At 44.6% G+C, this 17036-nt stretch carries 9 protein-coding genes and 3 pseudogenes; 11 read left to right on the top strand and 1 reads right to left on the bottom strand.

The window, feature by feature from the left end:
• Positions 1-137 precede the first annotated feature (137 nt).
• The 9 genes and pseudogenes from RMO79_RS23090 to RMO79_RS23050 all read left to right on the top strand — a co-directional run.
• A pseudogene (locus tag RMO79_RS23090) lies at positions 138-2370 on the top strand (WD40 repeat domain-containing protein); the annotation flags it as partial.
• A 54-nt stretch (positions 2371-2424) separates the two neighbouring features.
• Positions 2425-3585 (top strand): annotated as a pseudogene (locus tag RMO79_RS23085) (IS630 family transposase).
• Positions 3586-3599: 14 nt separating this feature from the next.
• A pseudogene (locus tag RMO79_RS23080) lies at positions 3600-3989 on the top strand (hypothetical protein); the annotation flags it as partial.
• Positions 3990-4109: 120 nt separating this feature from the next.
• A complete protein-coding gene (locus tag RMO79_RS23075) occupies positions 4110-4775 on the top strand; it encodes a Uma2 family endonuclease (RefSeq protein WP_310485610.1) in 666 nt (221 codons plus the stop codon).
• Positions 4776-5026: 251 nt separating this feature from the next.
• A complete protein-coding gene (locus tag RMO79_RS23070; RefSeq protein WP_396136661.1) occupies positions 5027-6472 on the top strand; it encodes a DNA phosphorothioation system restriction enzyme in 1446 nt (481 codons plus the stop codon).
• Between the two features lie 169 nt (positions 6473-6641).
• Positions 6642-7874 carry a DUF445 family protein gene (locus RMO79_RS23065; protein WP_310485608.1) on the top strand — a complete coding sequence of 411 codons (1233 nt, stop codon included), beginning with the start codon at positions 6642-6644 and terminating at the stop codon, positions 7872-7874.
• Between the two features lie 441 nt (positions 7875-8315).
• Positions 8316-9296, top strand: a complete 981-nt coding sequence (locus RMO79_RS23060; RefSeq protein WP_310485607.1) for an RNA polymerase sigma factor, RpoD/SigA family — start codon at positions 8316-8318, stop codon at positions 9294-9296.
• Positions 9297-9557: 261 nt separating this feature from the next.
• Entirely contained in the window at positions 9558-9857 is a 300-nt protein-coding gene (locus RMO79_RS23055; RefSeq protein WP_310485606.1) for a hypothetical protein, read from the top strand.
• An 89-nt stretch (positions 9858-9946) separates the two neighbouring features.
• Positions 9947-11437 (top strand): leucine-rich repeat domain-containing protein, encoded by a 1491-nt coding sequence (locus RMO79_RS23050; protein WP_310485605.1) that lies wholly within the window; start codon positions 9947-9949, stop codon positions 11435-11437.
• Here RMO79_RS23050 and RMO79_RS23045 read toward each other — a convergent pair.
• A complete protein-coding gene (locus RMO79_RS23045; RefSeq protein ID WP_310485604.1) occupies positions 11421-14765 on the bottom strand; it encodes an alpha-mannosidase in 3345 nt (1114 codons plus the stop codon). The two genes, RMO79_RS23050 and RMO79_RS23045, sit on opposite strands and share 17 nt — an antisense overlap.
• A gap of 175 nt (positions 14766-14940) precedes the next feature.
• Between RMO79_RS23045 and RMO79_RS23040 the strand changes: the two genes are divergently transcribed.
• Both RMO79_RS23040 and RMO79_RS23035 read left to right on the top strand, forming a co-directional pair.
• Complete coding sequence (locus RMO79_RS23040; RefSeq protein ID WP_310485603.1) at positions 14941-16338, top strand: hypothetical protein; 1398 nt, start codon at positions 14941-14943, stop codon at positions 16336-16338.
• A gap of 253 nt (positions 16339-16591) precedes the next feature.
• On the top strand, positions 16592-17036 hold a 445-nt coding region (locus RMO79_RS23035), incomplete at its 3' end, for a winged helix-turn-helix domain-containing protein (RefSeq protein ID WP_310485602.1).

Raw genomic sequence — 17036 nt, 5'->3', positions numbered from 1 at the left:
TGGCGGAGCCTCTTCTAAGGAACTTAGCTGAAACTGGCTCAGAGCAAGGATCTGTAAATTGGGTTGAAGCATGAAATTAGGGCGTGCCCAAACAAAGTTTCTTTCACCCTTTAGACGACATTTATGTCGGCTCAGATGCTCAGAATGAGAATCGATTGTCCGATATCGAGTAACAAGTACTTTACTGGCTGGCGATCGATCGCGAAGCTGTCTCGATTTCTCAATTGGTAGCAGACTTCATTCCCAGCGGATCTCGATTAGGCTTTGCCTACGCTACGCGAACGCAAGTTTTAGGCGCATTACAATCGTTAGATCGGCAAAGTCTGATTGAAAAAAGTGCTGGCTGCTTTACCCTCCAACCCGTGGTGATGGAGTATGTCAACCGCCAAATTCATCGATCGAGTATGTGAAGAAATTACAACTTTAGATGTAGATATTTTGAATAGCCACGCGCTGATGCAGGCTCAGACTAGAGATTATATTCGCGAGAGCCAAGGGCGAATGATTTTAACCCCGCTGGTAGAAAGACTACTAGGTAGATTGCGATCGAAACTAGAGATTAAAAATCAACTCGTTGGCGTAGCCTGTCTGCAAGACAATCGATTACTGGTGAAACTGCGATCGGAATTTACCGACACTTACGGTTATGCAGGCGGCAATCTGATTAACCTTTACCGTCATTTGGCGATCGATGTGAGTGGCTATGATTTTTCCGGTTTGTGCATTTGGCAAGCCTATTTGCTCGATGTAGATTTACATGACATTAATTTTGCCGATACTGATGTGGCAAAGTCAGTCTTCACCGAAACCTTTGGCAGTATTCACTCACTAGCCTTTAGTCCAGATGGTAACTGTCTGGCTTGTGGCGATTTCGACGGCGATATTCGGTTGTGGGATGCGCGTACTCACCAACTCCAGTCGATCTTAAAAGGTCATACCAACTGGGTGCAAGCGATTACATATAATCCCGTTCGTCCGCTGTTAGCTAGCGGCAGTTTTGACTGCACCGCCAAGCTGTGGGATCTCAATACGGGTGAGTGCTTAAAAACGCTTGCCGAACATACCCAGGGGGTCTATTCAGTGGCATTTAGCCCCGATGGTCAGATCTTGGCTAGTGGCAGCGACGATTGTACTGTCAAGCTGTGGGATGTCAATAGTGGGGAATGTTTGACAAGTCTTCAGCATCAAGCTAATCCAGCCCATGATATCAAGTCGGTAGCATTCAGTCCTGACGGTTGCATCATTGCTAGTGGTGGTTCGGATTGCACGATTCAACTCTGGCTCATCCAGGATGGCAGCAATGGCACCTATTGGCAAACCCTGGCGGGTCATCAAGGCTGGATTTGGTGTGTGGCTTTTAGTCCCGACAGTCGCCTGCTCGCTAGCGGCAGCGATGATACTACAGTCAAACTTTGGGATCTAGCCACTGGGGAGTGTTTACATACCTTTGTCGGGCACAATGATGAATTGCGATCGATCGCCTTTAGTCACGACGGTGAAATGCTCATCAGTGGCAGCAAAGATCGAACGATCGGGGTTTGGGATGTTCAATCTGGGGAGCGCGTCAAGACCCTCATCGGTCATGAGAAGTGGATCTGGGCGATGGCTTTCGACCCCCACAATCGAGTCATCGCCAGCAGCGGTGAAGACCGGACGATCCGACTCTGGAGCCTAGATTCCGGTCAATGTCTCAAAGTTATTCAGGGCTACTCAAATACTTTATTTTCGATCGCGCTAGTGCCCGCACCCGCACCAAATCCGGCTAATTCGCCCGTGCTGTTGGCTGGTAGCTACTTCGATCGACTCGTGAGACTCTGGAATATTGAGACTGGGGAATTTACCAGCTTTAAAGGTCATACCGATGCAATTAGAGCGATCGCCCTTAGTCCAGATGGCCGATGTTTAGCTGGCGGAGGTGGTAGTGCCGATCCGACAATTAAACTCTGGAGCGTCCAGGATGGTCGATGTTACTGCAACTTATCCGGTCACACCAACGAAGTCTGGTCGGTTGCCTTCAGCACTGACGGTCGAATGCTTGCCAGTGGGAGTAACGATCGCACGATTAGAATTTGGAATACCCAGACGGGTGAATGTCTTCAAACTCTGACAGGGCACATGCACTGGGTGATGTGTGTAGTCTTTAGCTCCCCAGAGATCCTGGTTAGTGCTGGTTTCGATCGAACGATTAACTTCTGGGATCTTCAGACGGCTGCCTGTCTGCGGACTTGGCAGGTGGGGCAATCGATTTGTGCGATCGCGTTTAATCCCAGCGGTGATATTTTAGCCAGCGGGAGTATCGAGCGCACGGTGGGACTATGGGACGTGACTACAGGCGAATGTTTGCAAACTTTGTCCGGTCATAAGCTGTTTGGCATCTAAAGCACATACTGTATAATATAATATGTTCGCGATCGCCTAAATTTAATGCCTGCTAAAAGTTTCCTAAATTCCGAAACAAAAGAGAAATTATAAAGGGCACTAAAAGAGCATGAGCATCCAGATATTCGGGAAAGAGTCTTAATACTTTTATTGCTAGATGATGGAAATACGCAGAAGCATATAGCTGAATTAATTGGATGTTCTTTAAGTAAAGTTGCTTACTGGTGCGTACATGGCGATCCTGATAATTTAGATAGCCTGTCCGATGAAAGAATGAAAGGCAATTATAGGAAAGCAACAGAAGAATATATAAAAATGTTGCTAGAAATAATTGAAATAGAACCTGAAAAATATGGATATGAATTCGGAAAATGGACAACAGCTAGACTAGCAACACATCTAGAAGAGAAAACGGGAATAAAACTCAGCGGTACACAAGTCAGGAGAATTTTACAATCAAAAAAGTATGTTTACCTCTGGGCAAAATATAGTCTAGAGGACAAGCAAGATCCAGGTAAAAGAACGATCTTCAAGAAAAAGTTATCAGAATATTTGCAAATCGCTAAAGAGTTCCCAAAGCTATTGCAGGTATGGTTTTGGGATGAAAGTGGATTCAGTCGAAGGGTGATTAGGAGAAAGAATTGGTGTCTCAAGGGAACTAGAAAGAAAAAAAGAGGTGACAGAAGAAGAGGTCGAATTAACGTAATGGGAGGCGTGAGATCCTCAGACAAAAGGAGATGGGTAGATTTTATCCCAACGGGAAATTCTGTTAATTTTTATTTGGTGCTAAAAACTTTCTATGAGGATTTAAAAAAAGAATGGATAGAAGAGGGAAATTTAGCGGATGAAATCGCGCCGAGGTCTCCTCGGCGTGCGTTTCACCAAGCGGCAGAAGATTTCCAAGAGAAAGGGTTCAAAATTGTCATAATATTAGACAATGCCAGCTTCCATAAAAAGGAAGAGACGTTGCAAAAGATTGCATCAGAAATGCCAAGCTTAATTATAGAATTTCTGCCGCCATACAGTCCTGATTATAACTTAGTTGAATTGGTATGGCATTCAACCAAAGAGTATATTGCTAACAGATTATTTGAGTCATTAGAAAAGCTAGAGCTTGTCTTGAATGATTTACTAAATGAAGGAGGACTGATTATAAAATGGGATCGAAAGTTAAAGAACAAGGGTAACGCCGTTAATGTGATTTAGATGTTCGACAGCTTACCCATTTTGTCTGGTCGGTGGCTTTTAGTCCAAATGGTCGATTGCTAGCCAGTGGTAGCTTCGATCGTACCATCAGACTTTGGGATCTCCACACGGGTCGATGTCTGCAAGTATTAGAAGGTCATGAAAGTGGGGTATTTTCGGTAGCTTTCATCCCCCAATCTGGCATCGATAGCCCCAATCGACAGTTGCTAGCCAGTTCTAGTGCTGATGCTACAATTCGGATTTGGGATATCGCTACAGGTGAATGCCTAAAAATCCTGCGATCGCCGCGACCCTATGAAGGGATGAATATTCGGGGCATTACAGGCATTACGGATGCACAAAAGGCAACATTGAAAGCATTGGGCGCAGTCGATTCTCCAGTGGAGCAACACAGCCGCCGCTAGACCAATTCAGCCGATCGCGAACGCTCAAATCTCCGTTAAATGGAGATCGTTTACTACTTGCATTTAGCAATGCCAACAAAATCTCGATCGTAAGACTTAAAATATAAATAGTCGTGGAGAATGGTTATGACTACAGCCCCATTAAAAACTATACCCTTGCTCGAAAATGGCGACAGGCTTACTCGCCACGAATTTGAACGGCGTTATACTGCCATGCCGCCCCAAACCAAAGGGAACCCCAAAGCCGAACTAATCGAAGGAATCGTCTACATGGCATCACCGCTGAGAATTAGAAGTCACGGACAACCCCACAGTCAAATTGTGACTTGGCTGGGCTTCTATCAGGCTAATATCCCTAGTTTAATTGTGGGTGTCGAACCAACAGTGCATCTGGATATGGACAATGCGCCTCAACCTGACGCTGTATTATTTATTCCAGGTAGAGGGGCAACGATCGTTGAAGATGACTATATCGCAGGTGCGCCCGAACTAGTCGTCGAAATTTCGGCTAGTACAGTCTCCATCGATCTTCACGACAAAAAAGAAGCATATCGCCGCAATGGAGTGCAAGAGTATATTGTCTGGCGCACTTTAGAGCGAGAAATAGATTGGTTTAGCCTTCAGAATGGAGCGTATATTCGACTCGAACCCGATGAGAATAGAGTAATTAAAAGTCAAGTATTCCCCGGATTATGGTTGGCAGTTGAAGCCATGCTCTCAGGCGCAATGTCAGACGTTTTAGCAGTATTGCAAGCCGGATTAAATTCTGCCGATCGCATCGATTAGATGTTCGCTTCAGTCAATTATCAAGCCTAGAGATAAACCCTCAAACCATCAGCGACACCTATATCTGTTCTAAATTAAGGGTTTTCTCGATCGCTATTTGCAGACATTAGATCGACCTCGCTCTTGGCACTGGATCGAAGAGAATCGAACGTGATAGTATAAAAAAGAACATCGTTTGGTGAAGGCTAGTGTCGATCGACTCTAAACATACTTATCGAGTAACGAAAGTACCTGCCGATCGCGAATTAACGATGGTGGCGGAATTGAATAGTATCAATCGATTGGTAGCCGTTGCCGAAGCGCAAGTCAGCTATCATATCGAGCCAGTTCTGCCGGGATGTCCGCAGTTACCCGCAGGATTGCAACTGCGATCGTACCAACAGCAAGCGATTACCAACTGGTTTAGAAATCAAGGGCGCGGCACCCTCAAGATGGCAACGGGTAGCGGTAAAACCATTACCGCCCTGGCGATCGCGCATCAACTATACCAACAAATTGGACTCCAAGTATTAATTATCGTCTGCCCATTCCGCCACCTCGTCACCCAATGGGGTCGAGAATGCGAAAAATTTAATCTTCAGCCGATTCTCGCTTGCGAAAGCATTCACAAATGGCAGGGGAAATTCTCTTACCAACTCGCCAGAATCAATACCGGGCAGCAAAAATTCCTCACAGTCATCACCACCAACGAAACCCTAATTACCCCCGGATTTCAATCCCAGCTTAAATACCTCCCCGATCGTACCCTCATTATCGGCGATGAAGTCCATAACCTCGGCGCGACAAAGCGCGAAGCTAGCCTCCCCCGCAACGTCGGCTTGCGCCTCGCCCTCTCAGCCACCCCAGAACGCCACTACGACGAGATCGGCACTCAAAACATCCTCGACTACTTTGGTGACATCTTACAGCCCGAATTTACCCTCAAAGATGCGATTGAACAAGGTGCCCTCGTCCACTATTTATACTACCCAATCTTAGTCGAACTGACTCCAGATGAAAGCGATCGCGACCTCAAACTCACTCGCGCGATCGGTCGCAAACTGCTCTACAATAGCCACGATCGCGGACGAACCGCCGACGAATTCGACACCCCAGATCTCACCCCCTTATTAATGCAACGCGCCCGACTTGTCGGTGCGGCGGCAAATAAACTCGTCGCGCTCAAAACCTTAATGCAAGATCGGCTCGACACCAGCCATACCCTGTTCTACTGTGGCGATGGGAGCAGCGATAGTACCCAACAACTCGCCGCTGTCACCCAGCTACTAGGTAAAGAACTCGGCTATCGCGTCAATACCTACACCGCCGCAACATCGCTCCCAGACAGAGAACAACTCCGCCAGCAATTTGAATCTGGAGCACTTCAGGGACTAGTCGCCATTCGCTGTTTAGATGAAGGAATCGATATCCCTGCCATTAAACATGCCGTCATCCTCGCTAGCAGTAGCAATCCGCGTCAATTTATCCAACGCCGAGGGCGAATTCTGCGCCCAGATACGGGCAAGGATCGCGCTACTTTATACGATATGGTCGTTTTACCACCAGCATTAGATCGAGATACACTCGCGATCGAACGGAATCTGCTCAAAAAAGAACTCCTGCGGCTGATTGAATTTGCCGACCTCGCCGACAACGCCGCCACAGCCAGAACCCAACTCCTAATGCTTCAAAAACGCTATGGATTGCTAGATATTTGATAGGCTTTAGGTTTTAGGTTTTAGGGAAGACTGGGAGTATATAGATTTTCAATCCAAAATCCCTCCTACTCCCATCTCCCATCTCCAATGCGGATAACCATACCCAACGAATCGATCGGAGTCTGGGTATAATTAGATAGTCAACCCCAATTGCATCCTTGAGAATACATTGTCCTCGTCCCAACTGTGGCTTTACCTAGCTCCACCGATTGCTGGTGCTGTTGTCGGTTATTTTACCAATGATATCGCGATCCAGATGTTGTTTCGTCCCTATACGGCGAAATATATTGGTAAATACCAGATTCCCTTTACCCCTGGATTGATTCCGAGCAATCAGGAACGCTTGGCGACGCGAATTTCCGATACGATCATGGGGTCTTTGCTCACCCCAGTCGAGCTGCAAAAAATTGCCAAGCGATTGCTAGAGGTAGAGCGGGTACAAGCGGCGATTACCTGGTTGCTCCAGTTGGCTCTCGATCGCATTCAGTCAGATAAAGAACAAAAGACAGTCAAAGTTCTGGCGAATATTCTCAAAGATTTACTCGGCGAATCCTTTCCGCGCTGGTTGAGAGTTTTAGCGCGCAAGCCAGATTTTTTAGAGCCGCAGATTAACCAGATCTTCGATCGATTGATTTTAGAATTCGAGCTAACCGATGCTCAAGCAGCGCAATTAGCCGATTGGCTGATTAATGTCATTTTACCACCGGAAACATTGCGGGTGGCTCTAGTCGATTTTTTGACCGATCGGAATATTCAAGTTATCGATGAAGGATTGCGCGAACAGAGTAGCGGTACTTACTGGGTAGTCGCCAATTTATTCGGAGTTAAAAATGCCCTCAATCGGTTGCGGACATTTTGTTTAGACGATCGAGAGAAGGCTAATCAAATTATTTCTCAACTGATTGTCGCCCTCAATATTCGCAATCGCGTGCAAGAGTTATTACGCGATCTTTCCCTCCAAAATTTACCAGTTTCTACAGTCAAACAACTCCGAAAAACGATTAGCACCACCGTTCGTAGCTATATTCAAACCAAAGGTGTGGAATTAATTCAAGGATTGACAGATTCGGCAGATTGGGATGGGATCGCCAATGTGGTCATCGGTCGGCTCCGCAATTCGACAATTTTGACATCATCTTTAGATGTAGTTAGTGCGGAACTGGCAATTATTATCGATCGATATCTAGAGCGCGATCTCGAACAAATCGTCACCCAAGTAATTCCAATTTTAAATATCGACCAGGTAATTATCGAGCGCGTTAAAGCGACTTCGCCTGCGGATTTAGAAGCCGGAATTCAAGGCATTGTTAAAAGCGAACTCCAAGCGATCGTCAATCTCGGCGGTATCTTGGGCTTTATTGTCGGTTTAATGCAAACAGGTTTTCTGTGGTTCCAACAATAATCTCCTCATTTGATGCTCGAATCGTCCGATCGGTAAGTTTGCCAGTACCTAAATGTTACCGATTGTCTAATATTTTCAGCAATATTGCAGATTGCAAATTGACAATTTATAGAGTAGCGTATTATCCTGCTTTCCACTGTCCACTGTCTTTGCATAATCGATCGTAACTAGCCCAATTAACAATTTAACGATAGTTTAATTTTCTCGACTTGCTAGAACTGGTATGTTTATAGATACTGGAGAACTTTAATCTACTTGTTTACGTCTAGAATCTTACGGCAACAGAGTACACCCCGACTCAAGCTTTGTCAGATATGTATGCAACCACCAGCATCCATTTGCCAGCCTATTTTCATGGATGGCGAATTAGATCTGACGACTAAATAACAGTCAAAAGAAAAGTTTTACCAGCCACTTGTAAAGGGAGTTAAATACAAACTCATGCCTAGTGTTAAAACTCGAACGATCGGTCAACCTAAGTTTACAGGCGATATGGTGCGTACCTATCTCCACGAAATCGGTCGCGTTCCATTGCTCACCCAAGAGCAAGAGATTTGCTATGGTAAGCAAGTGCAACAAATGATGCTCTTAAAAGAGATCGAACAGAACTTAGCAACAACCTTAGATCGACCGCCAACGACCCTAGAATGGGCGAATGCGGCTAATTTGACACCAACCGAACTCGATCGCCTCTTACTCCGGGGTCAACAAGCCAAGCAGAAAATGATCGAAGCCAATCTGCGGTTGGTAGTTGCTATTGCCAAAAAATACCAAAAGCGCAATCTCGAATTTCTCGATCTGATTCAAGAGGGTTCGCTGGGATTGGAACGGGGGGTCGAAAAATTCGACCCTACCAGAGGTTATAAATTCTCGACTTATGCTTACTGGTGGATTCGTCAAGCGATTACCCGCGCCATCGCCCAACAAGGTCGCTCGATTCGCTTGCCCATCCATATTACCGAAAAGCTCAACAAAATCAAAAAAACCCAGCGCGAGCTGTCCCAACAACTCGGACGCAGTGCGACATCGGCAGAAATCGCCGTCGCACTAGAACTCGAACCCGCCCAGATTCGGGATTATCTCAATATTTCGCGTCAGCCGATTTCGCTTGATGTTCGCGTCGGCGACAATCAGGATACCGAACTCTCAGAACTGCTCGAAGATGGTGGTGTTTCTCCCGAAAAATATACGGTACAAGAATCCCTGCGTCAAGAGCTACATTCGACGCTCAACGAGCTGACGGGACAGCAACGAGATGTGATTAGTCTGCGCTTTGGCTTAGAAGGTGGGAGCGAGTTATCGCTAGCTAAGGTGGGGGAAATTCTCAATCTCAGCCGCGAACGGGTGCGTCAACTAGAGCATCAAGCTCTATCGCATTTCCGCCGTCGTCACAGCAGTTTCCGAGACTATGTAGCCAGCTAGAATCGACGGATCGAGCGGATCGAAAACGGGTAGGGGTAATTAATGAATTACTTCTACCCGTTTTTGTGTATGAAGTTCAATAATTATTTGGGTAAATTATGGTATTCATCCCGATAAATTTAGCATTAAAACCTAAAACATCGAACTTAATTAGATCGAACCTAATATCGATCGATATTGTAATTTATTTGTAAAATATCTGCATTAGCCTAATTAGATTGGGTAAAATCAATACAGCACATAATTATAGTCTGAACATCTATGAATCCCATTATTCGTCAAGGCGACGTGCTCATCATCCCCAGTGACACCTCCGCCACAGGTACCAAGCTTCCCCATCTCACATTAGCAGAAGGCGAGGTTACCGGACATCGCCACCGAATTAGTAACGGCGAAGCCGAGTTATTCGAGCGCGATGGCGTACTATACCTCAAAGTTTTATCGCCAACTGCAATTCTCACCCACGAGGAACACGCACAGGTAACTATTCCCCAAGGCGATTGGGAAATCCGCATCCAACGCGAATATTCTCCCGAAGGCTGGCGATATGTAGCTGATTAAAAATAAGTATTGCAAGAGGTATCTATATGTGGATACCTCTTATTTATTAATGCTATCTAAATTTTCTAACATATCCATGCAATTTAACAATGGAACTAATAGAACTAGAGCTAAAAATCGACCTAGCCAAATCCCATCGATTCTCTAGACTAGATCTGGAAAACAATCATCTAACAAAAATACCAGCGAGTATCGGAGATCTTCCACATCTAACCGAACTAAGTATCAGGTGTAATCAATTAATCAGTTTACCAGAAAGCATCGGAAGTCTATCTAGTTTGACTAAGTTAAATCTCAGATATAATCAATTAACTAATCTGCCAGAAAGTATCGGAAATTTATCTAATTTGAAAGAGATAAATTTGAGGTATAATCAACTAACTAGTTTACCAAAAAATATCGGAAACCTTAATAGCCTAACACAGCTAGACCTTGGTTATAATCAACTAACCGAACTACCCGATAGTATGATAAAGCTATCAAAATTAACAACTCTAAATATCAATGTTAATCCTTTAAAAAGTTTATCACCACTACAAGTATTGCCAAGGTTGCATTCAGTTTATTTTTTAAATAGACTGCTACCCCGCAGATATTGGATTAAGTTTAGTGACTGGAAACCTGAATGGTTTTTAGAGGAGGAAGACTGGGAGATTAGAAAATATTTAGTCGAGCAGCTAGGAGCTGAAGAAATAGCCAGGAAAGTTGGTACTCTTACTTCTGAATATTGTCTGACTAATTTCTCGGAAAATGTCTGTGACTTTACCAATTTGAAGTTTATACATCTTCAAAACAACCAGCTAAGTAATTTACCAGAAAATATTGAAAATCTCACTAATTTAACTATTTTAAACCTACGCAATAATCAAATAGCTAGTTTACCAGAGAGCATCGGTAATCTATCCAATTTAACCGAGCTAAATTTGAGGTACAATCAAATAGCTAGTTTACCAGAGAGTATCGGCAATTTGTCCAATTTAGCCAAGCTAGATTTGTGTGCAAATCAGCTAACAAGTTTACCAGAAAATCTCAGTAAGCTATCTAACTTAACTGAGCTAAATTTGGGCAATAATCAACTATCTAGCTTACCAGAGCAGCTCTCCAACCTCTCTAATTTAATTGAATTAGATCTGAATAATAATTATTTTGTAGATTTATCAGTTCTCCAAAATATCACTAATCTAAAGAAAGTTTATTGCTTTGGAATCGAGCTGCCGCGAAGGTATTGGACTAAGTTTAGTGAGTGGAAACCTGAATGGTTGTTAGATGAAGACAATGCTGAAATCAGGCGTGTTTTAATCGAACAAGTGGGATATGAAAAAATTTGCGAGGATTTGAGTGCAGATAATCTCGATACTTGGAGGGAATATATTTTGCTAAAAATTGATGGAATCGAAGCAGTTTATGAAGATGAAGATGAACCGATGGAACGAGAACCGATGGTATTACTCAAGATGACTTGTCCATCGACAGCGCATATTCATATCCTCAGAGTACCGCCAGAAATGACGAGTGCCGAAGCCGCAATTACGTGGGTAAATCATGGCATTCATCCCGATAAATTTACGATTCAAACTTAGCTGGGATCGACACTCCAAAGCTCTGAATTTGCCAAGGTTTAATTGTCGAGTCGAATGGTTCGGGTTGTGGTTCTTCGAGGATATTTACTACTCGTTGGCGTAGCCTCTCAGCATGAGAATCGATCCCTAAACCCAGATCGCCAGTCACATCTATTTCTCCCGCAACTCCATGACATTCATAACACCGCAATACCCACGATCGATCTAAAGCCTCTGAAGGTTTAAATGCCATTAAAACCAGATTCTCTCCAGGTAAATCGATAAAACTATTCTTAGCTATTAACGATCTCCCCGTCCCCTCGTCCCCTCGTCCCCTCGTCTCCCCTTCTCCGACACGAAATACCTGTAAAGGAGAATTCAACTCCAGCCCCCTTCTCACCGTCTGAGCGGTTTGCCAGGTGCCGATGTGGGGATAAATAGCATAGCTAAACTCATGATAACCGCGATCGGCTGTCGGATCGGGCCATTTAGAGCTGCGGAGCAAGGTAAGTCTTAAATAATCCGTCCCCGCATCGAAGCCGTATTTGCAATCATTTAGAATACTCACGCCATATTCGCCACTATTATCGGTGAGATCTACCCAGCGGTGCATGGGTAATTCCCATTTGGCTTTTTCGGCATCGGTTTCGGGTGTAGTTGTACGATCGATCGCACCGCAAGCAGTTTCGGCAGTAGATCGATCGGCGGTAAGATTGAGGGGGAAGTTGGCTTTAATTAGTACGTGTTCGGTTTGCCAATCCACGCTGGTATCGATCCGCAAAATGGGTGAATGGATATCGAGAATGTAATCTTGCGTAAATTCACAGCCAGCTAATTCGCGCACTACTCTGATTTGTTGGCGAATTTCGCCGTCTTCGATCCACTCGATCGATCTTAGCTTGCTAGGCGGTAATTGCTTTTCGGCATATTGAGGATCGATATTCCACGCATCCCAATATTGTTCCGCATCTTGGAAGGCTTCGAGATGATTGGCACCGATGGAGGTAAAAACTTCCCGCTGGTTGACTTCATCCCAGATGCTAGCAATATCTCCCGTATGGAAGTCGATTTCTACTCTTACGAATTGGTTTTTAAAAATAAAATCGCCACAACCCAGTATTTTCGTGTCTTTCCATCTTGGTTTTGGATCTTCGATCGAATCCATTCCCATTAACATGTAAGGTACGAGCCAAAATAATTTATAACCAACGCTGGGTATATCTTCAGCCACGAAGAAGATTTTTTCTGTGCATGATTCTGTTGGTAACGATGCTCCAGCATCATCAGTTACCATCCATACCTGAGACGACTCCATTTCTGGTAAATATAAACTGATGACTTCAGTGCGATGCCAATTGAGTGCATTGAAGATAATAATTGGAATCGCGCGCTCTGTCGGTGGTGTGGGAAGTAAGATCCGATCGCAAATGTCACCCAGAGCGTTGCTAATTATCTGCGTCGTCACGCGTTCGACATTTTCCCAACCTTCATTTGCCGTCACATATACGGGTGCGATCGCGGTGCCGGGGATGATATCGTGAAATTGATTGAATAATGTTTGCTTCCAGGCTGTCTCGATTTGCAATTTGAGATCTGCGGAATAAACTCGATCGGTAACTATACAGGCGATCGACGACCAGAGTTCTGCCTGATATAATAAATCCTCACACTGACGATTCGATCGCTTTTGATCGGCGTGGGTAGTAAAACAGCCCCGATGGAATTCTAAATATAATTCGTCCTTCCAAACTGGTAATAATTGACTATCGGCTCTACTTGCCAACTTATCGAGATATTTAACCGCCGTCGTAAATTCTAAATCGGGAAATACGTCTGACTTTGACCATCGATCGGCTAACTCCAACATATCACGGGTCGGCCCGCCGCCATGATCGCCCACGCCGAATAAATATAGCGACTCATCTATCCCTGTCGCGGTTTGCCACTTGCAAGCATAATCCATCATCTTCAACGGATCGATGCCTTCCCCAATCGCCGACGACATCAAACTCAATACTCGACTCCCATCGGGAGCTTCCCACCAAAATAATTGATGGGGAAATTGTGTCGTATCGTTCCACTGGAATTTTTGAGTGACGAAATAATCGATCTTCCCCTGCTGTAACAACTGCGGTAATTGCCAGCAAAATCCAAACGTATCGGGCAACCATGCGGCACTAGTATATGCGCCGAATCTCGACTGGTTATACGCTTGTCCGTAAATAATTTGCCGTGCGATCGATTCCCCCGAAATTAAGTTAAGATCTGGCTCGATCCACATCCCCCCCACTATTTCCCATTTACCCGCCTTTACCTGCTGACAAATACCTGCAAATACCTCCGGCTGATTAATTTCCATCCACTCATACAATGCAGGCGTAGAATGGCAAAAAGTCAGATCGGGAAACTGTTGCTGTAACTTCAAAGCCGATTCAAATGTCCGCTCCGCCACCTCCCAAGTTTCCGCCACCTCCCACAACCACGCCATATCCAAATGAGCATGTCCGAGTAATTGAATACTCCGTAAAATCCCCTCCTCGGAGCGAAAAGTGCGGTCTTGGGGCGCGAGCTTTGTGGGGGAAGCTTCCCCCACAAACGTCGCTTGTTTCCCCAAGTGAAGCACCTTTTCAAGAGAGGGGTGCCCAAAGGGCGGGGTGGGTAGATCTCCGCCACCCACAATCACCTTAACCCGCTGCTTAACTTCTATTACCCGCCGGATAAACTCACAACTATCTACCGCAAGTAAATCATAGTCAATCTCATCGATAATCCCTGCCAATTCCCCTAACCTATCTGGCTGAAAACTCGCCACCTGCTTCATCATTACCGCCAACTCATCCGCAAACCAACCCGGTTCCGGCTGCATCGGATCTGCGGACTCATAAACCAGCCTAGAACGCATCAAAGCACCAATATCGTGCCCCGGACTCATAAGCCTCAATCGCACGTCTACAGGCGTTCCCGGTACCACTGCCGACATCAACAAAATGCGCGGACTATGGTCGAATAAATCGCCCTCCTGTACCAATTCTCCATTCACAAATACCTGCGCCAACTCCGCCCACCACGTTAGAGCCAGCCGACACGATAAACTACTAACAGGATAACCCCCCACATCTGCCGGAAGTATCAACTGTTGCGCCAGCCAAATTTCTTGTCGCCCCCGCTCCCAGGCGATTTGTCCCTTTTCATTTAATTTCCCCAGATCCCACTGGCGTGGGTCGGCATCTACACTGGTTTTGCCCACATGCATCCGCCAATCGGTTAAAATATTGCATTGACTCAAACTCCGCAGCCTGTCGATCGCGATCGACACAGACGATACAAAACTTTGCTCGGAATCATTCATAGTTTCGCTAGAATCTTAGTTATTAAAAAAGATCGATCGGGGCGTGGGGCGCAGGTATATAAATAAAATGAGTACCAGCTTATAACAGTATAAATATTGACATTATCATTGCTATCGATAACTCAGATAACAATCTGAAATTATGAAATTACTTTCAACTTTCCACTAAACCACCATGCCTGGAAATTATCAAAGCCGAGTTTTTACCTTTCTCAATAAACAAGCCAACGAATTAAAAAATAACTGTACCAAAGGCTTGCGACATATTAAAGTAGCCGTAGTTTGGAGCGGTCAAATTTTATTCTATCCCATCCACTTAATCGCCCAGACTGTTAAAAGTCTCCAACCACAGCTTCCGCCACCCCCCCAGCAAAAATCTCTACCCACGCCACCAGCATCCGATATTAACATCGAACGGGTGCTAGATTCGCTCGTGAGTGCTGGATATCCGATCGAGATTGCCTCAGCCGCCGCACTCACCAGGGAAACTCGGCAATCGAACGAGCTTCACAAGTGGCATCCAGAGCATTATCGAGCCGCACTCGTTACGGCAGAAGATGATGAAGAAGATTGGGAGCTAGCCGCTGCCACGCCGAGCCGATTTAGTCGAGTTACCCGCACCAAACCAATCGTACGCGGATTGAGTTCGTTATTAATCGATCGACAATTAGTTTTAGTCACTACTAAAAATGAGCTATTAGATATTTTAACCATCTCTCAACAACAAGAAATTCGCCGCCGCATTGGTGTCGATTTAGCTATTAATTGGCAGCAATGGCAGACAAATAAATTACCCCATAATCAACACCGCCAAGAATTAGCAGCAGATCGCCAAAGATATTCGATCGATCGCACCCCGATAACTCCAGTCGAACTAACAGCCGCAGAACCATTAGATCGATCGCCAAATCTTATCGACAGGTTTCGTAATTGGTGGCAAGAAATTAATCCTCAAATTTCAGATTTAGATCTAGAAAACTCGCCAGAATCGATCGAGCCAACCGATCGCAAATCTCCCGTCCAACTTGCGCCAGCCGCCTACTCATTTACCCCCCAACCGCCAAATATTTCCAGATTTTTAGAGTTACCACAATTGCCCCCCATCTTCGATCCAGATCCCTCGCCTAACCCAGATAATCCAATTTTAGCAACGATTGTCAAACTCCAACCAGACTGGCTCAAACAATGGTTAAACTACTATCGAGACTATCTATATATACCCGCCAAAGATGAAGATCTCCAAATCGTCCATCTGCCAGCAAAATTTGAATTAATTCCCTTAGTACAACCGCCTGAAACTATTATAAATCCAGCTATCCCCGAAAAAATTAAATTTAGAGATATAGCCGATCGAAAACAATCGATCGAGCAAAGTTCGGGTAAACTATCAAAACAAAGCTTCCAAAATTTAGAATACCAGCCCGACTGGATCGAAACAGATGCCGAAACAATTGGCTTCGATCGATCCCCAATTGCTAGACTATTAGCATGGCTCGATAAATTAATGCTTCAATTTGAAAATTGGCTGATAAAAATCTGGAATTTAATTACCAACAAACAAATTGAGTATTGATAAATAAAGACTGTTTATTTCATATATATATAGCAGTCCTAAATCAATTGTGAGATGCGAACTTGGTGTTAATTTAACCGCAGAGGCGCAGAGAGCGCAGAGAAGAGAAGGCAGATCTGCTAGCTTTTCATTAAGGATCGCTATAGCAGGAAGTTCGCGACTGCATTCTGGCAATCTCTCATCGGCTAAAAGGGAGAACATCTATCTTTTTGGGTACTATAGCTAATGAGTAATTCTTCTGTGCTGTCGTTTTATGTCCATACCTGATTTTCAGACTGTAATGCTACCATTGCTAGAACTCGCTCAGGATGGAAAAGAATATAAGCTATCAGAAGCAATAGATCTTCTTGCTAATCGCTTCAATTTAACCAGTGCAGAACGTCAAGAACTTCTCCCTTCTGGCAAACAAGCTAGATTTAATAATCGCGTGGGTTGGGCATGTACCTACATGAAGAAAGCAGGATTATTAGTCTATCCATCAAGAGGAAAGCTTAAAATTAGTTTGCGTGGTTTGACGTTATTGAGTTCAAAACCCGATCGTATCACAACCAAAACACTAAAGGAATTTCCTGAATATTTAGACTTTATCAATACAACATCTAATTCTGACAGTTCGAGCGATTTATCTCTTGGTTCTAAGTCAACTAACGTCGAACAAACACCTGATGAAGAGATCGATTCTATCTATCAAAAACTCA

The sequence above is a fragment of the Chamaesiphon sp. VAR_48_metabat_403 genome (assembly GCF_031422475.1).
Classification (GTDB): Bacteria; Cyanobacteriota; Cyanobacteriia; order Cyanobacteriales; family Chamaesiphonaceae; genus Chamaesiphon.
This window is presented reverse-complemented; position numbering and strand designations above follow the sequence as displayed.